Origin of the sequence: Streptomyces pseudovenezuelae, from assembly GCF_029892565.1 — a bacterium.
Lineage (GTDB): Bacteria > Actinomycetota > Actinomycetes > Streptomycetales > Streptomycetaceae > Streptomyces > Streptomyces pseudovenezuelae_A.
Genome location: NZ_JARXVH010000016.1, coordinates 88,557 through 111,425 on the forward strand (window position 1 = coordinate 88,557; position 22,869 = coordinate 111,425).

The 22,869-nt window shown below is 70.4% G+C and carries 24 protein-coding genes and 1 pseudogene; 12 read left to right on the forward strand and 13 right to left on the reverse strand.

Annotation, left to right across the window (positions count from 1 at the left end):
* Position 1: 1 nt before the first annotated feature.
* Positions 2-964 carry an iron-siderophore ABC transporter substrate-binding protein gene (locus M2283_RS38330; RefSeq protein ID WP_280881129.1) on the reverse strand — a complete coding sequence of 321 codons (963 nt, stop codon included), beginning with the start codon at positions 962-964 and terminating at the stop codon, positions 2-4.
* Positions 961-1,833 carry an ABC transporter ATP-binding protein gene (locus M2283_RS38335; RefSeq protein ID WP_280881130.1) on the reverse strand — a complete coding sequence of 291 codons (873 nt, stop codon included), beginning with the start codon at positions 1,831-1,833 and terminating at the stop codon, positions 961-963. The genes M2283_RS38330 and M2283_RS38335 overlap by 4 nt, the downstream gene beginning before the upstream one ends.
* Before the next feature lie 109 nt (positions 1,834-1,942).
* Between M2283_RS38335 and M2283_RS38340 the strand changes: the two are divergent.
* Positions 1,943-2,760: pseudogene (locus tag M2283_RS38340) on the forward strand (siderophore-interacting protein).
* 27 nt (positions 2,761-2,787) lie between these two features.
* Here the strand turns inward: M2283_RS38340 and M2283_RS38345 are convergent.
* The gene (locus tag M2283_RS38345; protein ID WP_280881131.1) at positions 2,788-3,225 is read right to left on the reverse strand and encodes an OsmC family protein; all 438 of its coding nucleotides are present in this window, start codon (positions 3,223-3,225) and stop codon (positions 2,788-2,790) included.
* A gap of 143 nt (positions 3,226-3,368) precedes the next feature.
* On the reverse strand, positions 3,369-4,676 hold the full coding sequence (locus M2283_RS38350; protein WP_432423184.1) for an FAD-binding oxidoreductase: 1,308 nt from the start codon (positions 4,674-4,676) through the stop codon (positions 3,369-3,371).
* Positions 4,677-4,945: 269 nt separating this feature from the next.
* Here M2283_RS38350 and M2283_RS38355 point away from each other — a divergent pair, with 269 nt between their 5' ends.
* Complete coding sequence (locus M2283_RS38355; RefSeq protein WP_280881133.1) at positions 4,946-5,377, forward strand: universal stress protein; 432 nt, start codon at positions 4,946-4,948, stop codon at positions 5,375-5,377.
* Between the two features lie 79 nt (positions 5,378-5,456).
* Complete coding sequence (locus tag M2283_RS38360) at positions 5,457-6,389, forward strand: aminoglycoside phosphotransferase family protein (protein ID WP_280881134.1); 933 nt, start codon at positions 5,457-5,459, stop codon at positions 6,387-6,389.
* Between the two features lie 51 nt (positions 6,390-6,440).
* Here M2283_RS38360 and M2283_RS38365 read toward each other — a convergent pair whose 3' ends face one another.
* The 4 genes from M2283_RS38365 to M2283_RS38380 all read right to left on the reverse strand — a co-directional run bounded on the left by M2283_RS38365 (position 6,441) and on the right by M2283_RS38380 (position 11,746).
* Entirely contained in the window at positions 6,441-8,228 is a 1,788-nt protein-coding gene (locus tag M2283_RS38365; protein WP_280881135.1) for an FAD-binding dehydrogenase, read from the reverse strand.
* A 271-nt stretch (positions 8,229-8,499) separates the two neighbouring features.
* The gene (locus tag M2283_RS38370; protein ID WP_432423185.1) at positions 8,500-8,967 is read right to left on the reverse strand and encodes a hypothetical protein; all 468 of its coding nucleotides are present in this window, start codon (positions 8,965-8,967) and stop codon (positions 8,500-8,502) included.
* A 199-nt stretch (positions 8,968-9,166) separates the two neighbouring features.
* Positions 9,167-10,897 carry a protein kinase domain-containing protein gene (locus M2283_RS38375; protein ID WP_280881137.1) on the reverse strand — a complete coding sequence of 577 codons (1,731 nt, stop codon included), beginning with the start codon at positions 10,895-10,897 and terminating at the stop codon, positions 9,167-9,169.
* A gap of 120 nt (positions 10,898-11,017) precedes the next feature.
* Entirely contained in the window at positions 11,018-11,746 is a 729-nt protein-coding gene (locus M2283_RS38380; protein ID WP_280881138.1) for an MBL fold metallo-hydrolase, read from the reverse strand.
* Between the two features lie 171 nt (positions 11,747-11,917).
* Between M2283_RS38380 and M2283_RS38385 the strand changes: the two genes are divergently transcribed.
* The 3 genes from M2283_RS38385 to M2283_RS38395 all read left to right on the forward strand — a co-directional run bounded on the left by M2283_RS38385 (position 11,918) and on the right by M2283_RS38395 (position 15,901).
* Positions 11,918-13,213 (forward strand): MFS transporter, encoded by a 1,296-nt coding sequence (locus tag M2283_RS38385; RefSeq protein ID WP_280881139.1) that lies wholly within the window; start codon positions 11,918-11,920, stop codon positions 13,211-13,213.
* A gap of 85 nt (positions 13,214-13,298) precedes the next feature.
* Entirely contained in the window at positions 13,299-15,200 is a 1,902-nt protein-coding gene (gene nhaA / locus M2283_RS38390; protein WP_280881140.1) for a Na+/H+ antiporter NhaA, read from the forward strand.
* A gap of 113 nt (positions 15,201-15,313) precedes the next feature.
* Positions 15,314-15,901 carry a TetR/AcrR family transcriptional regulator gene (locus M2283_RS38395; RefSeq protein ID WP_280881141.1) on the forward strand — a complete coding sequence of 196 codons (588 nt, stop codon included), beginning with the start codon at positions 15,314-15,316 and terminating at the stop codon, positions 15,899-15,901.
* Between the two features lie 64 nt (positions 15,902-15,965).
* Here the strand turns inward: M2283_RS38395 and M2283_RS38400 are convergent, their stop codons facing one another.
* Together M2283_RS38400 and M2283_RS38405 are read right to left on the reverse strand one after the other, a co-directional pair.
* The gene (locus M2283_RS38400; protein ID WP_280881142.1) at positions 15,966-16,466 is read right to left on the reverse strand and encodes a hypothetical protein; all 501 of its coding nucleotides are present in this window, start codon (positions 16,464-16,466) and stop codon (positions 15,966-15,968) included.
* Between the two features lie 28 nt (positions 16,467-16,494).
* Positions 16,495-17,004 carry an ATP-binding protein gene (locus M2283_RS38405; RefSeq protein WP_280881143.1) on the reverse strand — a complete coding sequence of 170 codons (510 nt, stop codon included), beginning with the start codon at positions 17,002-17,004 and terminating at the stop codon, positions 16,495-16,497.
* A 197-nt stretch (positions 17,005-17,201) separates the two neighbouring features.
* On the opposite strand from M2283_RS38405, the gene M2283_RS38410 reads away from it, so the two are divergent.
* Positions 17,202-17,432 (forward strand): DUF397 domain-containing protein, encoded by a 231-nt coding sequence (locus tag M2283_RS38410; protein ID WP_280881144.1) that lies wholly within the window; start codon positions 17,202-17,204, stop codon positions 17,430-17,432.
* 176 nt (positions 17,433-17,608) lie between these two features.
* Positions 17,609-18,529, forward strand: coding sequence for a helix-turn-helix domain-containing protein (locus tag M2283_RS38415; protein WP_280881145.1), 921 nt, complete (start codon positions 17,609-17,611; stop codon positions 18,527-18,529).
* A gap of 16 nt (positions 18,530-18,545) precedes the next feature.
* On the opposite strand, the gene M2283_RS38420 is transcribed toward M2283_RS38415, so the two are convergent.
* Both M2283_RS38420 and M2283_RS38425 read right to left on the reverse strand, forming a co-directional pair.
* Entirely contained in the window at positions 18,546-19,364 is an 819-nt protein-coding gene (locus tag M2283_RS38420) for an SAM-dependent methyltransferase (protein WP_280881146.1), read from the reverse strand.
* Between the two features lie 94 nt (positions 19,365-19,458).
* Positions 19,459-19,833: a winged helix-turn-helix transcriptional regulator gene (locus M2283_RS38425; protein WP_280881147.1), complete on the reverse strand. Its 375-nt coding sequence runs from the start codon at positions 19,831-19,833 to the stop codon at positions 19,459-19,461.
* Positions 19,834-19,907: 74 nt separating this feature from the next.
* On the opposite strand from M2283_RS38425, the gene M2283_RS38430 reads away from it, so the two are divergent.
* Positions 19,908-20,567 (forward strand): NADPH-dependent F420 reductase, encoded by a 660-nt coding sequence (locus M2283_RS38430; RefSeq protein ID WP_280881148.1) that lies wholly within the window; start codon positions 19,908-19,910, stop codon positions 20,565-20,567.
* A gap of 167 nt (positions 20,568-20,734) precedes the next feature.
* Here the strand turns inward: M2283_RS38430 and M2283_RS38435 are convergent, their stop codons facing one another.
* Positions 20,735-21,100 carry a hypothetical protein gene (locus M2283_RS38435; protein ID WP_280881149.1) on the reverse strand — a complete coding sequence of 122 codons (366 nt, stop codon included), beginning with the start codon at positions 21,098-21,100 and terminating at the stop codon, positions 20,735-20,737.
* Positions 21,101-21,263: 163 nt separating this feature from the next.
* Between M2283_RS38435 and M2283_RS38440 the strand changes: the two genes are divergently transcribed.
* The 3 genes from M2283_RS38440 to M2283_RS38450 are packed head-to-tail and all read left to right on the forward strand — an operon-like array spanning position 21,264 to position 22,855.
* Positions 21,264-21,614, forward strand: a complete 351-nt coding sequence (locus M2283_RS38440) for a hypothetical protein (RefSeq protein WP_280881150.1) — start codon at positions 21,264-21,266, stop codon at positions 21,612-21,614.
* A complete protein-coding gene (locus M2283_RS38445) occupies positions 21,611-22,450 on the forward strand; it encodes a hypothetical protein (RefSeq protein WP_280881151.1) in 840 nt (279 codons plus the stop codon). The genes M2283_RS38440 and M2283_RS38445 overlap by 4 nt, the downstream gene beginning before the upstream one ends.
* A 30-nt stretch (positions 22,451-22,480) precedes the next feature.
* The gene (locus M2283_RS38450; protein WP_280881152.1) at positions 22,481-22,855 is read left to right on the forward strand and encodes a roadblock/LC7 domain-containing protein; all 375 of its coding nucleotides are present in this window, start codon (positions 22,481-22,483) and stop codon (positions 22,853-22,855) included.
* Positions 22,856-22,869: the final 14 nt, after the last annotated feature.

The window sequence follows — 22,869 nt, forward strand, 5'->3', positions numbered from 1 at the left end:
GCTACTTCGTGAGGGCGGTGACGACGGCGTCGATGTACGCCTGCATGGACTGCGGGCCGCCGAACATCCAGATGCCGTCGGGCAGCCGGTGCACGTTGCCCTTCTTCACGAACGGCAGCGAAGTCCAAACGGCGTTCTTCGCAAGGTCGTTGGCGAAGGGATCGCTGGCCTTCTCCGTGCTGCCGATGTAGGCGAACTCGACGTCGCCGAGGTCCGTCAGGCCCTCGACATCGGTGGCGGCCAGACCGTAGTCGGCGTCGCCCTTGAGGGTCCAGGCGTTCTTGAGGCCTATCGACTCGTTCACGGCCCCGATGAGCGAACTGCTCGTGTAGGGGCGGACGGACACCTGGTTGGAGGCGACCCAGCCGTCCGCGAACGCGATCTTCCGGCCGCCGAGACCGGCGTCGGCGAGTGCCTTCCTGCCCTCGGCGACCTTGGCGTCGAAGGCCTTCTTCGCCGCGTCTGCCTTCGCCGTGGTGCCGGTCGCCTCGGCGATCAGGTCGAGGTTCTCCTCCATCTGCGCGATCTGGTCGGAGCCTTGGGCGGAGCGCACCTCCAAGACGGGTGCGATCTTCCGTAGTTGCTTGACGGCGGCGGCCGTCAGGTCGGTGGTGGCGACGATGAGGTCCGGGGAGAGCGAGGCGATGGTGTCCATGCTGGGCTCGCCGCGGGTGCCGATGTCCTTGGGCGTGTTCTTCAGCGGGGCTGCGGTGTCCCATGTCTTGTAGCCCTTGACGTCGGCGACACCGACGGGGTCGACGCCGAGCGTGACGAGGCTCTCCACGACGTTCCACTCGGTGCCGACGACCTTCTCGGCGGGCCCGTCGAGCTTGACCTTCGCGCCGCTCGCGTCGGTGAGGGTGATGCTCTTCGCGCTCTTCTCGGAGCTGGTGGCGGCGGGTTCGGTCGTACCGCATCCGGTCAGGACGGCAGCGGCGGCGATAGCGGTGAGGGAACGTCTCATGAGGTGGTGCTGAGCCTTTCGGTACGTGCGTGATGGCGGCCGATCGCGCGGGTGCGCAGTCGGCCGGTCAGCGGGTCGGTGTCGACTTCGATGCGGATGCCGTACGTCTCGGTGAGGCGCTCGGCGGTCAGTACGTCCTCGGGCGTGCCGTCGGCGACGATCCGTCCCGCGTGCAGCAGAGCGATCCGGTCGGCGACGGCGGCCGCCTGGTCCAGGTCGTGCAGGACGACGCCGACGGCGATGCCTTGGTCGTCCGCCAAGTCCCGTACGAGATCGAGCAGTTCGACCTGGTAGCGGAGATCGAGGTAGGTCGTGGGTTCGTCGAGGAGGAGGACTCCGGTGTCCTGCGCGAGGCAGCTCGCGAGCCAGACGCGCTGGAGCTGACCGCCCGAGAGGTGTTCGGCGCCCCGGTCGGCGAGGCTCTCGACGTCGGTCAGGGCCAGTGCCCGTCGTACGGCCGCCGCGCCGTCCGGGTCCGCCCTGCCCCAGCGCCCCCGGTAGGGGTAGCGGCCGAACTCCACGATGTCCCGCACGGTCAGCCCGCTCGGGGCGGTACGACCCTGGGTCAGCAGTGCGACCCGTCGGGAGAACTCACGGGCGGTCAGGGCGAGTCCGTCGGTGGTGTCGCCGCCCTCGGTACCCAGTCCGAGGGTGCCGGTGCGGGCGCGCTGGAGTCGGGCCAGGGTGCGCAACAGCGTCGACTTGCCACTGCCGTTGGGGCCGACCAGTGCGGTCACGTGTCCGGGTCGGAGCATGATCGCCGCCTCGTGCACGACGTCGGTTCCGTCGTACGCCACGGTCACGTCCCGCGCGATCAGCTCGTGTCCGCGCGGACGGGACGGCTCGCTCGTCTCTTCACCAGAACTCACGAGCGAAGGTTAGCCTAACCTAACTGCGACCAATACTGGCGGAGCGCCGGAAAGGGCGCCAGGTCATCAGAGCGGACCGGACTCAGGAAGGTTAGGCTAACCTTCCTGCATGGCGAAGATCCGCAGACTGATGCCGCAGCAGCCCGGGATGTTCCGCGCCGAAGTCGCGCGCACCAAGCGTGTCTCCCCCTCGATCCACCGCGTGACGGTCGCAGGGGCGGACCTCTCCGGGTTCCAGTGGCAGGGCTACGACCACTGGTTCCGTCTCTTCCTGCGACTCCCCCACCAACAGCGGCTCACCTGCCGGAGTTCACCGGATCGCGCTGGTGGCCGCCCTACCTGGCCATGCCGGAGGAGGTACGGCCGCACTGCGCCAACTACACCGTGGCCGACTTCCGTCCCGAAGCGGCGGAGATGGACATCGACTTCGTCGTGCACCTCGGTCCCACCGGCGAACTCGCGGGACGGGCCGCGACCTGGGCCTGCCGCGCCCGTCCCGGCGACGCGCTCGCCGTGCTCGACCAGGGGCTCCTGTTCGACTGCCCGCCGGACGCCTCCGAGGTCCTGGTCGTCGCCGACGAGACCGGACTGCCCGCCACCACCGGCATCGTGCGTTCCCTGCCACGCGAGACGGTGGGCCGGATCATCCAGGAAGTACCCACCCCGGACGACCGCCGTGACCTGGACGCCCCCGCCGGAGTCACCGTCACCTGGGTCGTCCGCGAGGACCCCACCGCCGTACCCGGCAGCGCGGCCCTCGACGAACTCCTGCGGCACTCCCCCGCCGACGAGGCCGGATACGCCTTCGTCGTCGGCGAGTCCACGCTGGCCACCGAAGGGCGCCGGCACCTGCGACGTGCCGGCCTGCCGAAGGAGCGCATCACCTTCTCCGGGTTCTGGCGGCACGAGGTGCACCAGGCGGCTTGACCACCGGCCGGGGTCAGGGGCCGCCGGTCACGCGTCCTCGACCGTCGAGGTGACCGGCGTACCGATCTCGACCGTGCGACTGACCGTGCAGAGCCGGTCGTGGGAGGTCTTCACCGCGCGGGGCAGGATCGCGCGGGCGCGATCGGCGCCCTCGCCGTCCGCGAAGGCGACGGAGAAGGCGACCGCGAGATCGGTCAGGCGGTTGCCGAGTTCGTCGTTGACCTTGTTGCCGCTGACCGTGACGGTGAACCTCGTGGGCTCCGCGTGCCGGCTGGTGGCGACGTCGACGTCCACCGCGGTGCAACCGCCGAGCGCGGCGAGCAGCAGTTCGACGGGGGTGAATGCGGTGTCGTCGGCATCGGAGCCGGTGCCGAAGGCGATCGTGCCGCCGCGGACATTGGTCGCGACGAAGCGTCCGGGGGCGGTTCGCTCGACGGTGACGGTGCGCAGTGAGTTGTCGGTCATGCCTACGACATTAATGCGGCCCGGCCGAGGGGCGGCGGATGTCGCCGCGGGCCGAGTCGTACCTGCTCGCGATGCCGGGCACTGCGTCGAGTCCGCTCTTCAACGGATCAACGCCTTGCCCGGGTCCGCGTCGGATCCGCACGTCAACGGCCCAGCACCTTGCCCGGGTTGAACAGGCCCCGGGGGTCGAGGGCGTCCTTGACGGCATGGTTCAGCGCCATCACCTCGGGACCCACCTCGGCGCGCAGGCCCTCGCGCTTGAGCAGGCCCACGCCGTGCTCGCCGGTGACCGTCCCGCCGAGGGCGAGGGCCTCGGCGATGATGTCGTGGAACGCGGCCTGGGCCCGGGCCCGCGCCGGCTCGTCGCCGGGCGGCGTGATCAGCAGCGGGTGGAGGTTGCCGTCGCCCGCGTGCGCGATGTTCGCGATGAGGGTCTCGTGGCGCTCGGCGATGGCGTGGATGCGGCCGAGCATCTCCGGCACGGCCGACTTCGGCACGCAGATGTCCTCGGTGAGCACCGGACCGAGCCGTTCCAGCGCCGGATAGGCCAGGCGCCGCGCCTCGAACAGGGCGTCCGCCTCCTGCGGGTCGGTGGACCGGACCGCCCAGGTCGCACCGGCCCCTTCGAAGCAACGCCGGATGGTCTCGGCCTCCTCCTCCCCTGCCTTGCCCGGCGCGTCGGTCCGCCCCAGCAGGACCACGTCCGCCTCCGTCGACAGGCCCATGTGCTTCCAGGCATCGACCGCTTCGAGGCAGTACCGGTCGATCAGTTCGAGCGCCGACGGAACCACCCCGGCGGCGGCCACGGCGGCGACGGCGTGGCCCGCGTCCACGACCGAGGAGAAGAAACCGGCCACCGTGTGTTCCGGGGCGCGGCTGGGACGCAGGCGCACGGTCACCTCGGTGATGACGCCGAGCGTTCCCTCGGATCCGACCAGCAGACCGGTGAGGTCGTAGCCCGCGACGCCCTTGGCCGTACGGCGCCCGACCCGGACCAGTTCGCCGGTCCCGGTGACGAACTGGAGCCCCAGGACGTAGTCGCGGGTCACCCCGTACTTCACGCAGCACAGCCCGCCCGCGTTGGTGGCGACGTTGCCGCCGATCGTGGACCAGGGGGCGCTGGCCGGGTCCGGCGGGTACCACAGGTCCTGCTCCGCGCAGGCCGCGCGCAGGTCGTCGTTGACGACACCGGGTTCCACGATCGCAAGCCGCTCCAGCGGGTCGATCTGCTTGATGGCCGTCATGGCCTCGGTGGACAGCACCACCGACCCGTCCACGGCGTTCGCTCCGCCCGACAGCCCGGTCCCGGCACCGCGGGTGACCACCGCAGCCCCGTGATCGAGGCAGGCGCGGACCACGCGCTGCACCTCCTCGGCGGTCCGCGGGCGGACCACCGCCGCCGGGTTGCCGTACGGCGCCCACTCGGCCTCGTCGTGCGCGTACCCCGCCATCACGCCGGGGTCGGTGACGACGCGGCCCTCGGGGAGGTCGCTGTGCAGACGTCGGATCAGTTCGCGGTGGGGGGCCTCATCGTGCATGACAGCACCGTAATCCTCGACGGACCTCGATCCCGATCCGGTGATCACCGGACAGAACGATCACGCGGTGGATTTCGGGAAGCCTGGCGCCGCGCCGGATGTTGATGCGTATGACACCGGTTTTCGGCGTCCCTGATCACAGCGAAGGCCCCCGGGTCTTCTTAGAAGGGGAATAAACAGCCATGTTCAAGCGCATTCTGGTCGCCGTCGACCCCAGCCCCGCCCGGCACTCCACCATCCGGCTGGCCGGCGAGATGGCCCAGTTGACCGGCGCCGAGGTCCGGGTCCTGCATGTCGTGGCCTCCGCCGCCTCCATCGCCGCGGTCGTCCCGCTCGAGGACGACGCCGAGGCGAAGGCCATCCTCGACGAGGCCGTGGCCGCCCTGCGGGACAAGGGGATCAAGGCCGAGCCGGCGCTGGCCCGGGGCCTGACCACCCAGGTCGCCGCCGCCATCTCCGAGACGGCCGACGAGTTCGGCGCCGACCTCATCGTCCTGACCCCGCACCACCGGGGATCCCTCGAGGCGCTCTTCGACCCGCGGGTCAGCGACGCCGTCGCCCACACCAGCCACGCCGCGATCCTGCTTGCGCCGGAGGAAGCGGCCCAGGCCTGATCACTGCCTCGGTCTCCTGGCCGGGCGTCATCGCCCGGTCCGGGAGACGGGGTCCTACGGCCGCGCGTAGGGTTCCCCAATGATCGAGGTACCGGAGACATTCGCGCGGAGCACGGTCGAGCGCGAGGGCGCGACGGGGACGGCTTGGCTCACCGAACTGCCTGGCATCGTCGAAGAGTTGATGCAGCGATGGGGCTGCGCGCCGGACGGCGAGGTCATGCACGGCGGTGTCGGGGTCATCGTCCCGGTGCGGCGGCCGGACCGGTCGGCGGCGGTGATGAAGGTGTCGTTCCCCCACCCCGGCAACGTCCATGAACCGGACGCTTTCGACGCCTGGGGCGGACGCGGAGCCGTCCTGATGCACGCGCGCGACGACGAGCGGTACGCGATGCTGCTGGAGCGGGTGCGGGCGTCGACGCTGGCGGAGGTCGAGGACGGCGACGAGGTGGTGAAGGTGGCCGGCCGACTCAATCGACGCCTGGCCGTTCCCGCACCGCCCGACCTGCCCCGGCTTCGGGAACAGACCGATGCCTGGGAGGAGCAACTGCGCACGGATGCCGAGGAGTTGAGTCACGCGCTGTCGCGTCGAACGGTGGACGCCGCCGTGACGACCGTCCGCGAGGTGGGCCGCGACCAGCCCGACCTCCTCATCCACGGCGACCTCCACGGCAGGAACATCCTGCGCGCCGAGCGTGAGCCCTGGCTGGCCGTCGACCCCAAGGGCTACGTGGGAGACCCCGCCTACGACGGCGGTATTCTGCTCAAGTCACGCGCGCTCAGCATCGTGGAAGCGGACGACCCGCTCAAGGCCGTCCACCGCATCATGGACGTCTTCGCCGAGGCGGCGGAGGTCGACCGCGAACGCGTCCAGCGGTGGGCCCAGTTCCACGCCGTCCAGGCCGCGTTCTGGGCCCGCCGCAACGGGTTCCGGATGGCCCGCGGTGGCCCACTGCTGGACATGCTCACCGAATTCGTGGACCACCTCGCGGAGTTGCTCGTGGAGCGCGCCTAGTCACCAGGGCCGCGTGGGCCAAGTGGGCGCGCTCCGCGAGCCGTCCGCCGGTCAGGTCGCGGTCGCCGCCGCGGCGGCTCGTCCCGCCTGTCGGCCGGAGAAGAGGCAGCCGCCGAGGAAGGTGCCCTCCAGGGAGCGGTAGCCGTGGACGCCGCCGCCTCCGAAGCCCGCGACCTCACCGGCCGCGTACAGACCGGGAATCGGGTTGCCCGAGGCGTTCAGGACGCGGCCCGAGAGGTCGGTCTGGAGGCCGCCGAGGGTCTTGCGGGTGAGGACGTTGAGGCGTACGGCGATCAGCGGTTCGGCGCTGGAGTCGAGGATCCGGTGGATGGCCGCCGTACGGCTGAGGGAGTCGCCGGTGTAGTTCAGGGCGTTGCGGACGCCCATGACCTGGACGTCCTTGGTGTACGAGTTGGTGATCTCCCGGTCGCGGGCCTCGATCTGCCGCTTGAGCTCGTCGAGGACGATCAGGTGGTCGCCGGTGAGCTTGTTCATGCCGGTGACGAGGTCGGTGAGCGTGGTGGCGACGACGAAGTCCGCGCCCTTGTTCTTGAACTTCTCGATCGGCTCCGGGGTCTGCCAGATACGGGACAGCAGCTGCCAGATGTTCTTGTTGGTGAGGTCCGGGTTCTGTTCGGAGCCGGAGAGCGCGAACTCCTTGGCGATGATCTTCTGGGTGGTGACGAACCAGGAGTAGTCGTAGCCGGAGGCGGTGATCGTTCTGAGGGTGTGCAGGGTGTCGTAGCCCGGGATGTCGGGCGAGTCGAACCGCTTGCCGGTGGCGTCGAACCACATCGAGGACGGGCCGGGGAGGATGCGGATGCCGTGGTTGGGCCAGATCGGGTCGTAGTTCCTGAGGCCCTCGGTGTAGTGCCACATACGGTCCGGGTTGACGATCCGGCCGCCCGCCTTCTCGGTGATGCCGAGCATCCGACCGTCGACGTGTGCGGGAACGCCGGTGACCATGAACTTCGGCGGAGTACCCATCCGGGCGGGCCAGTTCTGGCGGACGAGGTCCTGGTTGGCGCCGATGCCGCCGGAGGTGACGACGACGACCGGGGCACGCAGTTCGAAGTCACCTACGACGGTGCGCGAACTGGGCTTGCCGCGAGCGGCGTCGCTCGGCTGCAGGACCGCGCCGCGGACGCCGGTGACGACTCCGCCGGTGGTGACGAGTTCGTCCACGCGGTGGCGGAACTTGAAGGTGACCTTGCCCGCGTCGACGCCGGCCCGCACCTTCTTCTCGAACGGCTCGACCACGGCCGGGCCGGTGCCCCAGGTGACGTGGAAGCGGGGCACGGAGTTGCCGTGTCCGGTGGCGAGGCCGCCGCCGCGCTCCGCCCAGCCGACGATGGGGAACCACTGCACGCCGAGCCCGGAGAGCCAGGACCGCTTCTCGCCGGACGCGAACTCCACATACGCCTTGGCCCACTTGGCGGCCCAGTAGTCCTGACCGGTCGGGTCGTCGACGCCCCGGTCGAATCCTGCCGCGCCCTGCCAGTCCTGCCAGGCCAGGTCGTAGGTGTCCTGGACGCCCATGAGTCTCTGCTCGTCGGAGTTGACGAAGAACAGTCCGCCGAAGGACCAGAAGGCCTGGCCGCCGAGGCTCGCCTCGGGCTCCTGGTCGAGCAGCAGCACTTTTCGGCCGGCGGCGACGAGTTCGGAGGTCGCGACGAGTCCGGCGAGTCCGTGGCCGACGACGATCGCGTCGGCGTCCTGCGACTCGGCGCCGAAGGCAGGGACGGCGTTCGCGGCGAGGGCGGCACCGGCGAGCACGCCGCCCGTCACGGTCAGGGCGTGCCGACGGGTGATCGCCGCAGGGGCAGACGAGTTCTCCATGGACTGCCTTCCAGAGGAGGTGAGGGGGGTAAGAGATGCGCGGGAGCCTGCTGCGGCAGCCAGATGTTACCAACGGTAACTCAGGGAATCTCGGCGAAGCCAGAGTCGTGCGGCATGAACATGACGGAGGTGGTGGGCGACCTTGCCGATGACTGCGCCCGCGCCTCAAGTAAGCGGCGAGCCACGTCAGTTGTGCGCGACGTCGAGGGCGCGTGGTGAATGCGCTTCGGCGCGAGGGGGGCCGGACAGCTGTCCGGCCCCCCCTCGCCCCTCACGCCGCCGCGTCGTACGCGACCCGCAACCGCACACTCCCGCCGGTCCGAGACCGCGGGGCGCGCTCCGCGAACACGACCAGGCACAGTACGAGATAGCGGCCGATCCCGACGAGCGCGGTGGCCGACAGGTACACCGTCTGCTGCAGGACGAGTCCGCTGCCGGGCCGGAGCGCGGCCAGAGCGCCGACCGCAACGGACGTGACCACCCAGCCGAGCGCCATGGTGGCCGCGCTCTTGAGGTGACCGGCCAGGCCGGGCCGACCGTGGCCGAACGAGACGCGGGCGTGCAACTCGGTGGCGACCACGGTGGAGACGACGGTGGTCAGCGCGTTCGCCGCCATCCACGGGATCCACTGCGCGAGCAGCACCAGGGCCGCCGAGGCCGCCAGGGTGACCCCGCAGCCCAGCCCCGCGAAACGCCCGAAGGCCGCGGCGTGCCGACGGATCAGTCGCAGGCTGTTCATGGTGGTCCCCTTCCGGTCCGCCGCCCCCAGCGGGGCTGTCTTCATGCCGCGGAGCGTCGCCGACCACGCATTCAGCGCGGTTTCAGAGCGATCTCAGGGGTGTTGGCGGTGGTGAAACCGGCGCGGTGAAGCGGCGGGCGGCCGGTATCGCCGGAGTGGCTCTGCACTGGAGCTCAGGAGGCGTCGAGCGGCGACGCGCTCAGGGTGTGAGCTTCAGTTCCTCGATCTGGGCCGAGGTCAGGGCCCGGTCGTAGACGCGTACGTCCCTGACGGCGCCGGGGAGGAAGTCGGCGGGAGCGCCGCTGTACTTGGCCCGTCCGATCACCAGGGAGCCGCCCGCCTCGGTGGTGTCGGCCACGGTTCCCTCCTGGACACCGTCGACGTAGACACGGAGCCGGCGTCCGGGGCCGTCGCACACGCCGGCGAGGTGGGTCCAGACACCCGCCGCGGGGGCGGTGCGGGCCACCGCGCGCTGGGTGGCACCGGCGAAGGCCCACTGCCGGTCGTCGCCGGAGTACTGGAGGTAGAAGCAGCTGTGGTCGTCGGCGTCCTGGCTGACGGCGGTGGCGAAGCCGTCGGGGACCGCGCTCAGCCGCACCCACGCCGACACGGTGAAACTGCGTCCCTTGCTGGTGTCGATCACCGGCCCGGCGGTGACGATCTGGCCGCTCGTGCCGTCGAACACCGCGGCCCCGTCCTGCCATTGCACGCCCGTCGCGGTGCCGTCGTTGCCGCCGAGGGCGTCGCGGGCGATGTCGCCGGAGGTCTCGTCGAGGGGCCAGTCGCCGACCGGTTGAGGGAGATGGGCGGCGGAGGCGGTCGGGGATACGACGGCCCCGGCGCCCTCGTTGTCGGACTCCCCGTCGCGGGTGAGCCACAGGCCCGTGCCGACGCCGAGCGCGGCGACGGCGGTCCCGGCGCCGGCGAGGAGGAAGCGGCGGCGCGAGGGCGCGGGCCGGGGCGCCGGCTGGAGCGTGGGCGGCGTGGTGTCGAGGCGGGTGGCCGGGCGGGCGAGCGGGAGGGCCGCGGTCGCGACCTGCGTGGGCGAGTACTCCCGTATCCCGCCGCCCGGCGCGGCTGTCCCGGCCGTGTGCGCGGGGCCGACCCGCGTAGGTGTGTGCGCGGCGGCCAAGGGGCCGACATGGGCGAGGATCTGGTGCGGGGTGGGCCGGGCGGCCGGGTCCTTGGCGAGGCAGGCGCTGACGAGCGAACGCAGCGCGGGGTCCGCGATGGAATCGACGTCGGGCTCGCCGTGCACGACCCGGTAGAGCAGGGCGGGGGTGGGCCCGCCGCCGAAGGGGTTGGCGCCGGTCGCGGCGAACGCCAGCACCGCGCCCAGGCAGAACACATCGCTCGCCGGCGTGATCCCGGCCCCGGCGACCTGCTCGGGAGACATGAATCCCGGCGAGCCGGCCAGGAGTCCGGTCCCGGTGAGCGAGTCGCCCTCGACGCTGCGTACGATCCCGAAGTCGATGACTCTCGGCCCGTCCTCGGCGAGCAGCACGTTGGAGGGCTTGAGGTCGCGGTGGATCAGGTGCACGGCATGGATCGACACGAGGGCCTCGGCCAGCCCGGCGGCCAGCGCGGACACGGCGGGTGGTGTGAGGGGTCCCTGCTCCGCCACGGCCTGCTCCAGCGAGGGCCCGGCGATGTAACTGGTCACCAGCCAGGGCAGCGGCGCGTCCGGATCGGCGTCGATCACCGGGGCGGTGAAGGCGCCGCTCACGGACCGGGCGGCCTGCACCTCACGCCGGAACCGCGACCGGAACTCCGGCCGCCGCAACAGCTCGGCGTGCACCACCTTCACCGCGACGAGCCGGCCACCGGGCGAACGCCCCAGGTAGACCCGTCCCATCCCGCCCGCACCGAGTCGGCTGATCAGCTGGTACGCCCCGACGGATCCCGGGTCGTCCGACTCCAGCGCTGCCACAACTACCTCCTGGCGTACCTGCTTTGCCCCATGTGCGCGGCCCAGCTTAGGGGCAGCTGACGACCCGTCGGCCGAAACTCCGTACGAGACACGGAAGTTCGAACATCGGTCAGGATCGCGTCAGAGCGGAAGAGTCATCCCTTCGCGTGCGGCCAGGATCTCCCTCTGGTACGCGACGCCCGCTTCCGCGACGGACCGCCCGCGCTCGGTGCCGGGCCAGAAGTGCGTGAGCAGCAGGCGCTCCGCTCCCGCACGAGCGGCCCACTGGCCGGCCTGTGCCGCACTCAGCAGGTAGGGATCGGTGGCCGGGCCCTGCAGTGTCGCGCCGGCGACCAACAGGTCCGCCCCGGCCGCCAGTTGGCCGAGCGCGTGGCCGGGTCCGGCATCACCGCTGTAGGCAAGGGTCAGTCCTGGGGCCGTCAACCGCACTCCCGCGTGCGGCACATGGTGCGGAAGCAACCGTCCGTCCAACCGGAAGGGACCGACCTGGTAGCTGCCCGGGAGCGGATGCGGGTCGAAGACCTCACGGAGATCCTCGGTCGGCTCCATCGCCTGCACTCGCCCGAGCACCCCCTGGGGGCAGTACAACGGCACACGGCCCTCACGCCCCTCACCGAAGAGCAGCGCCCGGCACAACGCGCTCAGATCCGCGCAGTGATCGGGGTGTTCGTGGGTGATGACCACCGCGTCGAGCTCACGCCCCGTGCACCGCCCAAGCAGCTGGGGCAGCGTCGCGTAACCGAGGTCCATGACCAGGCAGAACCCGTCGAACTCCAGGAGGAACCCGCTCGCCGCCCGCCCGGCCTCCGGCCAGGCACCGCAGCTCCCCAACACGGTCAGCTCACCCACCGGCGCATGCTCCCACAGCACCGGCCGCGCCGACTCCGCCGCACCTTGACGGGAATAGACAGAGCTGTCTACCTTGTTGCCCCGCAACACAGACAGACCTGTCTACTCACCGCCGCGCAGACAGCCCAGGACTCCGATGATCAACGTCTTCGTCCTCGCGAAGGGCCTCCAATGAACCCCCTCGAACTACCCGACCGCACCACGACGTCGAGCCGGCCCATACCGCCACGGGCAGCGTTCTACGTCCTCGCCTCCATCGTGGTCTCCCTCCTCGCCGCGTCCAGCGCGCCCACCCCGCTCTACGCCGCCTACCAGGCGGAATGGGGATTCACTCCCATCACCACCACGGTCGTGTTCGGCATCTACGCGATCGCCGTCCTGTCGAGCCTGCTGGTCTTCGGCAAGCTCTCCGACCATGTCGGACGCCGTCCCGTCCTGATCGGCGCGATCGCGGCACAGGCGGCGGCGATGGTGTTGTTCTCGACCGCCGGCGGTGTCGACGAACTTCTTCTGGCCCGCATCGTCCAGGGTCTGTCCACCGGGGCCGCGCTGGGCGCGGTGGGCGCCGCGATGATGGACATCGACCGGCCGCGCGGCACGATGGCGAACGCCTTCGTACCCGGCCTGGGCACCGCCACCGGCGCCCTGGTCAGCGGTTTCGTGGTGCAGTACCTGCCCGCTCCGACCCACGCGATCTACCTCGGCCTGCTCGCCGTGTTCGTGGTCCAGGCGATCGCCGTCTCACTCATCGACGAAACCGTCACCCGTGAGCGCGGCGCCCTGGCCAGCCTGGTGCCCGAGATCAAGCTCCCGCGCACGGTCCGCGGCGCCGTCCTGGCCGCCGCTCCCGTCATCTTCGCCGTCTGGGCACTCGCCGGGTTCTACGGCTCCCTCGGCCCCGCTCTGGTCCGGACCCTGGTCGGCTCCACCTCCGCCGTCTACGGCGGCCTCGGCCTCTTCGTCCTCGCGATCGTCGCGGCCATGTCCGTCCTCGCGCTGCGCAAGGCGCAGACCACCACCGTGATGTACACCGGCATCGCGGCGCTCGTCGCCGGAGTGGCACTCACTCTGCTGGCCATCCACCTGAGTTCGCCGGCCCTGTTCTTCGTCGGCACGGCCGTGGCCGGCCTCGGCTTCGGCAGCGGCTTCCAGGGCGGCATCCGCACCGTGCTGCCGCTCACCAGGCCGCACGAGAGCTCCGGCGTCCTGTCCCTGCTCTTCGTCACCTCCTACCTGGGCATGGGGATCCCCTCCGTCATCGCGGGCGTCCTCGTGGTGCACGGCGGAGGCCTGATCCAGACCTCCGAGGAGTACGGTGCGCTGGTCATCGTCCTCGCCCTGCTGGCCCTCGTGGCTCTGCTGCTGCGCGGCAGGCCACAGCCCGCTCCCGGCCTGACCGCGGCCTCCGGACCCGCGGTGACCGGGCGTCGGCCGGTCGAGGTGGAGAGCGCGGAACGCGTGTCCTGACCGGTTGCTCACTACACTGACGCACACACGACGAGTGATCGGGATGCGCGTGCAAGACGAAGCGCCACGGACGACCGCGTCGTCCATGAACGGCTCCGCGAACGACTCCATGACCGGACAGACCGAGTGTCCGAAGGGAGCACACGGTCCGCTGCGTGCCTTCCTGGAGACCGAGACCGGCAGCGCCGCGGTCCTGCTCGGCGCGGTGGTCGTCGCGCTCGTCTGGGCGAACGCCGCCCCGGACGCGTACGAATCCGTGTGGCAGACCGTGATGTCGTTCCGTATCGGGTCGGTCGGCGTGTCCCTGGATCTGCGCGAGTGGGTCAACAGCGGGTTGATGGCGCTGTTCTTCTTCATCGTCGGGCTGGAGGCCCGCCGCGAGTTCGACCTGGGTGAGCTGCGTGAACGCCGCCGTCTCATGCTCTCGGCGGTCGCCGGCGTCAGCGGCATGCTCGTACCCGTCGCGATCTATCTCGCCATCAACGCCGGCGACTCCTCGGTGCACGGCTGGGGCGCGGCCATGTCCACCGACACGGCCTTCGCCCTCGGCATGCTGGCCGTCTTCGGCTCACGTCTGCCGAGCGGTCTGCGCGTCTTCCTGCTCACCGTGGCGGTCGCCGACGACTTCCTGGCCCTGGCCGTCATCGCCTTCGCCTACAGCGGCTCCATCTACCTGCCCGCCCTGTTGACGGCGGTCGGCATCTTCGCCGCACTCCTCGTCGTGCGCGGCGCCGGCGTACGCACCTCCGGCGTCTACGCGGTCCTGGGCATCGCCCTGTGGGGCGCGCTGCTGCGGTCAGGGGTTGATCCCGTGGTGAGCGGGCTGGCCATGGGTCTGCTCACGTATGCCCATCCGGCCGAGCGGCACGCGCTGGAGCGGGTCAGCCGGCTCTTCCTGGGGTTCCGGGAACAGCCGACGCCCGAGCTGGAACGCACCCTGCGCCGCGGTCTGGCCACCGCGCTCTCGCCCAACGAGCGGCTCCAGCGGATGTTCCACCCCTGGACGAGCTATGTCATCGTGCCGCTGTTCGCCCTGGCCAACTCCGGCCTCACGATCAGCGTCGACGCACTCAAAGATGCTTTCACCTCGCCCATCACGCTCGGCATCCTGTTCGGCTACGTCGTGGGCAAGCCGGCGGGCATCCTCGGCGCCACCTGGATCGCCGCCCGCCTCGGCCGGGGGCGGCTGCGCCCGGCGGTCGGCTGGGGCGCCGTCACCGCGGGCGGGACCCTGGCCGGGGTCGGCTTCACGGTGTCCCTGCTGATCGCGACGCTGGCGTTCGACGGCCCGCAGCTCGAACAGGCGAAGATCGGCATTCTGGCGGCCGTCGTGGCCTCCTTCCTGATCACCTGGGCGGTGACGCGGATCATCGCGCTGCTGCCCGCGCCGGCCCGCACTCGCGCCCTGCTCGGCCAGGGCCACACCATCGTCGACCTCAGCGAGCCCGTCGACACCGCACGCGACCATGTGCGCGGACCGCTCGACGCACCGGTGACCGTGGTCGAGTACGGGGACTACGAGTGCCCGTACTGCGGCCTGGCGGAAACGGTGGTCCGCGAGCTGCTCGCCGAATTCGGCGACGACCTGCGCTACGTCTGGCGCCACCTGCCCCTCACGGACGTCCACCCCAACGCCCAACTGGCCGCCGAGGCAGCCGAGGCAGCGGCCCTCCAGGGTCGCTACTGGGAGATGCACGACATCCTCATGGGCCATCAGGGAGACCTGCGGCTGAAGGATCTGCTGGCCTACGCCGAGCAGATCGGGCTCGATGCCGACACCTTCCGCCGGGATCTGCGGGCGCGCGCCGGTGCGGAGCGGGTGGCCGACGATGTCGAGTCCGCGGATCTGAGCAGCGTCTCGGGCACCCCGACGTTCTTCGTGAACGGCCGACGGCACTACGGCGCGTACGACGTCGCCTCTCTGTCGGCGGCCGTGCGGGCGGCGCGGGCCCGGGCCTCGTTGGCGGAGGCGGATGCGGCGCGGTGACGGCCGCCCGCCCTCCCGGTCTTCCGGAGGCGACCCCGGCCCCCTCGTCGATATTGAGTAGACCTGTCTGGTCAAGAGTTAGACTTGAAGTCTCTGTCGAGAAGGTGAGCGGCATGGCGAAGACGCGGACCGCGCAGACGCCGACGGCACGGGAGCGACTGCTCTCGGCCGCGGGCGAACTGTTCTACGCCGAGGGCGTGCAGACCGTCGGGATCGACCGGATCATCGAGCACGCCGGAGTGGCCAAGGCGTCGCTCTACAACACCTTCGGCGGCAAGGAACAGCTCATCCTCGCGTATCTCGAGTCGCGGCACGCCTCGGTGACCGGCCGGCTGTTGCGCGCCATCGACCGCGTCGAGGACCCGCGCGAGCGACTGCTGGCGGTCTTCGAGGCGCAGAGCGAGCTGTTCGCCCAACCCACCTACCGCGGCTGCGCCTTCGTGGCCGCCAGCGCCGAGGCGAAGCACGGCAGTGCCATCGAAGAGACCACCGACACCTACCGCGCCGCCATCCGGACCCTGTTCACCGAACTCGCCCGGGACGCCGGTGCCGCTGATCCGGAGTCGCTGGCCCGGCAGTTGCACCTGCTGTACGACGGAGGCGGGCTGTCCGCACGGATGGACCGTGACCCCTCGGCGGGCGCGACCGCCCGGGCGGCGGCGTCGGTTCTGATCGACGCGGCCCTGCCCAAGCGCGGATAAGGCGTTGCGGCACCGCGCATAAGGCGGCTGCGGCGCAGACGGTGAGGCCCGGGTCCGGTCGGTCTCATTCGGCCAGAGCGCCGGCGAGTTCCTCGGTGGCGTGGACGAGTGCGGTGTCCCGTTCGGTGAGCAGACGCGGGATGGCGCCGCCGTCCGCGCGTACGGCCCGGCGGGCCGCGGACTCCCATTCGACGTAGTTGTCGCGGTGGCGGCGGAGTTTGGGGTAGGCGTCGGCCGTGGTTCCCCATTGCCGTGCGCCGGCGATGTTCCTCAGCAGGTGGAGGATCTGCACCCGGCAGGTGACCTGCGGGCGCTGGGCGAGGTCCCACAGGAAGGGGACCGTCACGGCTGTCGCCTGGCCGACGACGAAGCCGTACTGGCAGATGCGGTTCTGCAGTCGGTCGAGGCCTGACGTGGCGGCGGCCGGGTCGCCCGAGGCGATGGCGGCGAGCAGGAAGGGGATGGCCGCGGCGGAGCCGGTGGCGTCCTTGATGTCATGCCAGGGCACGTGCCGGACGTCCCCGAGCGTCGCGGACGGCTTCGCTCTCTTCACAGGGGTGGTCATCGCTCCGGGCGTTCGCCGTTCCGTCATCTCAGGTGCGCGGCCGGGTGGGCAGCATGGCCCAGACGGTCTTGCCCGTAGGGGTGTACCGGGTCCAGCCCCAGTGCTCGGACAGAGCCTCGACGATGTGCAGGCCACGGCCGTGCTCCTTGAGCGGGCCCGTCGCGGGTGGGTATCCGGGCAGGCTGCGGCTCCGGTCGGTCACGGCGCACACCAGGTGGGCGGGGCGCAGAGTGAGCTTCAGCCACACCTCGGGGGCCGTCTCGTCGCCCGGACTGTCGGCCAGGGCGTCCCGCACGGCTCCGGCGGCCAGTTCGGTGACGATGGTCAGCGCGTCGTCACGGCACTGGTCCAACTGCCAGTCACCAAGCGTGCGTTCGACGAAGTCGCGGGCCTGCATGCGCCCCTGGTCGGTGCCGGAGAGGCGGAGCGTGGCGGTCTTCGGTGCGTTGCGCGGAGGGACACCTGCGGGGGCGGTCCGCTCCGCGGCAGCTGACGCGGACGGGCCCAACGAGGGTGCTGCATGTGCGGGCAACGGCACGGCGCCTCCCTGAGGTGATGTCAGGACGGGGCGCCAACACAGAGGTTGACGCCTTGGTTATTATCCACGACGAGAGCGACTCTGTGCAATTTCACGAGAAATTGCGCACGAGTCAAGGGAGTCGACGTCACGCGAGACATGCCTGACCTGTGGTCGGCGGGTGGTCGCCGTGGCGGAACACGTGCAAGGAGAGTGCTGTGGCAGCAGTTCCCAACGGAGTGCGAGCGAGTTCACTGGGCGTCCACTGGATCAAGAGCCGCCACAGCAATGCCGAAGGCAACTGTGTGGAGGTCGCCGCCCTGGCCGAGGGAGGCGTCGCGCTGCGCAACTCCCGTGATCCGCACGGCCCGGCGCTGGTCTACACGCCCGCCGAGCTGGCCGCTTTCCTGGCCGGCGCGAAGGACGGCGAGTTCGACCACCTGCTGTGAGGCTTCCGGCCTCAGGCCGTCCGGCGTGAAGTGGTCGGCGGCGAGGGCGTGTTCGGCGGGTCGGTCGTCGATGGGGCACAGCCGAACAATGGGGTTCCGCTTCGGCCGACAGATGCGCCGACGGCGGCCGGAATGCGATAATGCGAGCTGTCATTCCCTGCCCACCGGGAGCCAGGATGCCCTCCGAGTCACCGCGCGTCTCCCGCCTCGAACCGTACTTGAATCGCACCGAGCCCGCCCCGACCTTGCTGAAGATGCTGGTCGGGGTCCAGCTCGCGGGCATCCGCGAGGACGCCGGGTACGCGCAGGAACAGGCCGCCCGCATGGTGGGGTTCAGCCCGGCGAAGCTGTCCCGCATCGAGGCGGGCAAGGGGCGCAAGCCGCCCACCGAGGCTGATGTCCGCGCACTCCTGGAGCTGTACAAGACCGAGGACTACGAGACGTCGGTCCTGCTGCAGTTGTTGCGGCGGGCCGGAGAGCCCGGTTGGTGGCAGCGCTTCGACAAGCGGCTGATGCCGGAGTGGTTCGATCGGCTCGTGGGACTCCAGGAGGCGGCTGCCGCCATCCGTACCTTCGAGATCCAGTACGTTCCCGGGCTCCTGCAGACTCCGGCCTACACCCGCGCCGTGGTGGAGCGCGGGCTGCCCTCGGCTCCGGCCCGCGAGATCGAGCGCCGCGTCGAACTGCGCATGCGGCGACGGGAGTTGCTGGAGCGTGGGAACGCGCCGCAGCTGTGGGCCGTCGTCGACGAGTCGGTGCTGCTGCGCGTGCTGGGCAGCCGTGAGGTGATGCGCGAGCAGCTCCAACACTTGGTGACGATGGCACAACTGCCGCACGTGACCGTCCAGATCGTGCCACTGGACGTCACGAACGCCTCCGCGCCGAACATCCCCGTCACCTATCTGCGCTTCGGCGGCCTCGACCTGCCCGACGTCGTCTATCTGGAGCAGATCAGAAGCGCCACGTTCCTGGAGGATCGCGACGAGACGGAGGAATACCGGGTGGTGCTCGACCGGCTCGCGGACGAGGCCCTGAACCCGCGCGAGTCCCTGGCCCGCCTCCGTGACACCGTCGCAAGCCGGTATCCGGAGGCGTGACCTCGGGTGCCGTCCCCTAGCGAAGCCGGCCCACTCCGCCGAACTCGATCCACTCCTGGGTGAGTTGACGCGGCGCCACCTCGGTGTCCGGGCGCCAGGTGGACACCTCCACCAGTCCCGGGTCGAGGATCTCCATCCCCTCGAACCACTCCGCGACGTCCTTCTGCTCGCGCACCCGGCCCCAATGACCCTGCGTCGCCTGGTCCATGAAGTCCGTGACGAACTTCCGGACCTCGGCGTCCTCGCTGACCAGCTGACACATCACCAGACAGCTGCCGGGCACGAGCTGTTCGACGACCCGGCCGATCACCGAGAGCGGTCCGTCGGTGTCGCTGTCGGGGATGCAGTGGAAGACCGAGTTGAAGAGCACCGCGACCGGCAGCGAGAAGTCGATCAGCCGCTGGGTGTCCGGGTGGGAGAAGATCTGGTCGTTCTCGCGCAGGTCGGCCTGGATGACGGCGGTGCGCTCGTTCTGCTCCAGCAGGGCGCGGCCGTGCACGAGGACCATCGGGTCGTTGTCGACGTACACCACGCGCGAGGCCGGATCGATGCCCTGCGACACCTGGTGCACGTTGTCCTGGGTGGGCAGGCCTGAGCCGTGGTCCAGGAACTGCCGGATGCCGTACTCCCCCGTCAGCGTCCTGACCACCCGCTGGAGGAAGCGCCGGTTGTTCAGTGCCAGCGCGCGGGTGCTGGGCACCACCTTGTCCAGTTCCTCGCAGGCGGCCCGGTCGACGGCGTAGTTGTCCTTGCCGCCGAGATAGTGGTCGTACATCCGCGCGGCCGTCGGTACCGTGGCATCGATCTTGGTGGACAACCGCTTCTCGGACTCCATCGTCTCCCCCAGTTCCACACCGCACCGACGGACCTACCGCCGGACCCACCATCCTAGAGAAACGGCAGTTGGTGCAGCCACCCCCTTGATCCGGTCAGCCCGTAAGAGGTGGGCGTGGTGTGGTGCATGCGGCTTCCTGGGCGGCCATGACCTCGTCGCCGTGTTCGAACGCCCATGCCCCGAAGGCGTCGATGGGCGCCAGCAAGGTCCGCCCCAGAGCGGTGAGTTCGTACTCGACGTGCGGCGGTGCCCCCGGATGTGCGTGCCGTGTCACCAGTCCGTTGAACTGCAGCCGGCGCAGTGTCTCGGTGAGGACCTTGGAGCTGATGCCCCCGATCCGCTCCCGCAGTTCGCCTGGTCGACTGGGGCCCTCGCGCAGCGCCCAGAGCACCACGGCGTTCCACGTGTTCGAGAGCAGATCGAAGGCGAGTCGGGCACGGCAGTCGGCGAGGAAGTCGTCGGTCGTCACGTACCGAATGGTGCCCGACCGGCCTCCTAGCGTCGTCCCGAACGGTCGAAGCGGGCACGGAGAGGGATCGCGTGATGAGAATCGGCGTGCTGGGAACGGGCAACATGGCGGACGCCCTCGCCACCCACTGGGCGCGGGCGGGCCACGAGGTGACGGTCGGCGGACGGGACGTCGGCAGGGCGGAGCGGCTCGCGGGGCGTATCGGGTACAGCGCGAGGTCCGGCGGCCTGCCGGAGGCGGCAGAGTTCGCTCAAGTGGTGCTGGTCGCGCTGCCGTTCGGCGCGGCGGCGGATGTGGCCCGGGAGCTGCGGACGGCTCTGGACGGCAAGGTGCTGATCGACTGCGTCAATCCGGTCGGGCCGGGATTCCGGCTCCTGACGGAGAGCGGCCCTTCGGCCGCACGGCAGTTGGCGGCGGCGGCACCGGGCGCCCAGGTGGTCAAGGCGTTCAACCTCTGTCACGAGGACGTGTGGCGGATGCGCCCGCCCGTCTTCGACGGTCGGCCCCTGGCCGTTCCGGTCTGCGGGGACGACGAGGCCGCCCTAGCGCGCGTGCACGAGTTGGTGCGGGACATCGGCTGCTCGCCCGTGGCCGGCGGCGGTCTCGAAAGGGCGGGACTCCTGGAGGCGACCGCGGCCCTATTCATCGCCCTGTGGGTCGGCGAGGGAGCGGACGTCCAGGCAATTGCACCTCCGCTGGACTATGCGGCCGGACCGCCCGATTGGGCGAGATGAAAAAAAGTGGACTAGACATTTCTGGCCTAGACAATTAAGGCCGTTTCAACCGCCCGCACGGCACCCCGGAATACGGCATTCCGAAGAACCGGGCGGCCTCGGCAGATATTCACGCACCGAGGCCGACCGACCTCGCGACTACCCAATCGTCATATGCCGGAGAGAGTTCATACCTCCAGGCCGGCCTCAAGCCGCTTGAGGTGGTGTCTCGCGAGTGCGAGATTGCTGCGCCCCCGGTCCAGCGCCAGGTACAGGAAGAGGGAGCCGCGTGTGCGCACAAGTGGCCTGATCAGGTGGTACTGCCGACCGAGGGTGATGAGGATGTCCTCGATCTCGTCGTCCACGTTGATGGACTTCAACGTCCGCTGCTTCGCCCGTACGACCTCGGTGTTGCCCGCCCCCGCGACCTCCAGGTCGAGATTCGGCCCACCGCCCAGCACTCCGAGCGTCATGCCGCTCTCGTAGTCGACCAGGGACACCCCCAGGGCCCCCTCGATAGTCATCGCTTCCTTGAGTGTCGCCTCAATGTTCACGTGGTGCCTCGTTTCCTTCACGACCGGGCAAGACGGAGGATCTCGCCCCGAAAACGGTCTCAATGCGAGCCGTGCGAGATCAGACAACACCATTCTTTGGTCAGTGTTGCGATAGTTGGCAAATAAAGTAGTCTGCTCGCCGGAGTGACTGAAGGGGGGCCCTTTGTCATCGCTCGACGCTGCGCTCAGCCGTGCCCTGAACACGCCCGGCATCAGCGGAGCCGCACTGCTCGACGCCGTCACCGGCCTCTCCTACGCGGAGTCGGGCGAGGTGAGTGCCGGTCGGGATTCCTGCGAGATAGCGGAACTCGCCCGTACCCGCCTCACGCAGGCGGGCGCGTCGGGCGAGTTGGAGAACGTCATCGTGACGACCTCAACCCAGTACATCGTGACGATCCAACTCCCGCGGCAGGGCGATCCCTTGCTGCTGTGCGCGACCGTGGACCGCGAACGCACCAACCTCACCTGGGCGCTGCGCGAACTGACCCGGTACGCCGACGAGTTGCTCGCATGACCGAAGGCCCCCCGGAGCCGCTCACCGGCTCCCGCAACATTCCCTCGCTGCTGTCGGCCCTGCGGAGTCAGGAGCGGTCCTGCACCGTGGTCGTCGCCGGCGCTCCGGGCGGCTCGATCCACGTGCGGGACGGCCTCGTGGTGGCCATGGAGACCCCCGGCGCACCGAGTGTCGAAGGCCTGCTGCTCAGGTCGGGCCGGGTCAGCGAAGAGGCATGGTCGTCGGTCCGCGCCACCGACACCACACACGAACACCTCGCCGCCGAGTTGGTGCACCGGGGCCTCGTCGGCGCCGGCGAACTCGAAGTCGTCAGCCTGAGCGCGCTGTTCGACGCCGCCTTCGCGCTCTCCCTCGCCACACCCGACAGCTGGGAGGTCACCGATCCCGTACCGACGCTCTACCGCAATGCCGGTGTCACCCCCGAGCGACTCCTCGCCGAGGTGTCCCGGCGTATCAACCTCCTTGCCGGGGAACCCGGTTCGGTGGCCGCGCTCGCCCGCACCCGCATGGAGTCGGCGACCGCCGCCGGCCTCCCCGGAGCCGTCGGCACGCTGCCCGCTCGACACCAGGACGTCCTGGCCAACGCGGACGGACGCAGGACGGCGAGGGACATCGCCTTCGCGCTCGGCCGGGGTCTCTTCGCCGTGATGGTCGACCTACGGCAGCTGCTGGACCGCGGGCTCGTCCGACCCCGTACGCCCTCGGCCGACACCAGACCGAGTACGGCGGCACGCGGCGCACCCTCCGCGGTGTCGCCCGCCGCCCCCGAACCCGTGTCGCTCCCGCGTCGCCGCCCCGGCAACACCTCCTCGCCGGCGCCTCGGCCTCAGGACTGAACCGTCTGCCCGCAACAGGAAGAAGACGATATGAGCGACCCCGTGATCGACCTCCTCACCGCCCTGCGGGACAACGTAATGGGCGTCACCGAATCCACGCTGGCCACCGTGGACGGGCTCGTCGTCGCCAGTGACGTCGACAAGACCCATCCCGAGTCCATGGCCGCGGTCGCAGCGGCGACGCTCTCCCTCGGTCATCGCCTCGCCGACCAGGGCGACACCGGACAGCTCCGCGAGATCAGCGCGCGCTGCAGCACCGGCCATGTCATCGTGACGGCGGTCGGCGATCGGGCCCTGCTCGCGGTCGTGACGGACGAGGGCCTGGACCAGGCGGCCTTCCGCCGCGAGATCCCGGCCGTCACCGCGGAACTGCGCCGGCACCTCGACAAGGACGTCTCGTCCTGACATCGGTGCCTTTC

What these genes read in the sequence shown, in the direction of transcription:
- M2283_RS38330 (WP_280881129.1), bottom strand. Translation starts at nt 964, where the DNA reads ATGAGACGTTCCCTCACCGCTATCGCCGCCGCTGCCGTCCTGACCGGA.
- M2283_RS38345 (WP_280881131.1), bottom strand. Translation starts at nt 3,225, where the DNA reads ATGACCGACAACTCACTGCGCACCGTCACCGTCGAGCGAACCGCCCCC.
- M2283_RS38350 (WP_432423184.1), bottom strand. Translation starts at nt 4,676, where the DNA reads ATGGCGGGGTACGCGCACGACGAGGCCGAGTGGGCGCCGTACGGCAAC.
- M2283_RS38355 (WP_280881133.1), top strand. Translation starts at nt 4,946, where the DNA reads ATGTTCAAGCGCATTCTGGTCGCCGTCGACCCCAGCCCCGCCCGGCAC.
- M2283_RS38360 (WP_280881134.1), top strand. Translation starts at nt 5,457, where the DNA reads ATGATCGAGGTACCGGAGACATTCGCGCGGAGCACGGTCGAGCGCGAG.
- M2283_RS38365 (WP_280881135.1), bottom strand. Translation starts at nt 8,228, where the DNA reads ATGGAGAACTCGTCTGCCCCTGCGGCGATCACCCGTCGGCACGCCCTG.
- M2283_RS38370 (WP_432423185.1), bottom strand. Translation starts at nt 8,967, where the DNA reads ATGAACAGCCTGCGACTGATCCGTCGGCACGCCGCGGCCTTCGGGCGT.
- M2283_RS38385 (WP_280881139.1), top strand. Translation starts at nt 11,918, where the DNA reads ATGAACCCCCTCGAACTACCCGACCGCACCACGACGTCGAGCCGGCCC.
- nhaA (WP_280881140.1), top strand. Translation starts at nt 13,299, where the DNA reads ATGAACGGCTCCGCGAACGACTCCATGACCGGACAGACCGAGTGTCCG.
- M2283_RS38395 (WP_280881141.1), top strand. Translation starts at nt 15,314, where the DNA reads ATGGCGAAGACGCGGACCGCGCAGACGCCGACGGCACGGGAGCGACTG.
- M2283_RS38400 (WP_280881142.1), bottom strand. Translation starts at nt 16,466, where the DNA reads ATGACCACCCCTGTGAAGAGAGCGAAGCCGTCCGCGACGCTCGGGGAC.
- M2283_RS38415 (WP_280881145.1), top strand. Translation starts at nt 17,609, where the DNA reads ATGCCCTCCGAGTCACCGCGCGTCTCCCGCCTCGAACCGTACTTGAAT.
- M2283_RS38420 (WP_280881146.1), bottom strand. Translation starts at nt 19,364, where the DNA reads ATGGAGTCCGAGAAGCGGTTGTCCACCAAGATCGATGCCACGGTACCG.
- M2283_RS38430 (WP_280881148.1), top strand. Translation starts at nt 19,908, where the DNA reads ATGAGAATCGGCGTGCTGGGAACGGGCAACATGGCGGACGCCCTCGCC.
- M2283_RS38445 (WP_280881151.1), top strand. Translation starts at nt 21,611, where the DNA reads ATGACCGAAGGCCCCCCGGAGCCGCTCACCGGCTCCCGCAACATTCCC.
- M2283_RS38450 (WP_280881152.1), top strand. Translation starts at nt 22,481, where the DNA reads ATGAGCGACCCCGTGATCGACCTCCTCACCGCCCTGCGGGACAACGTA.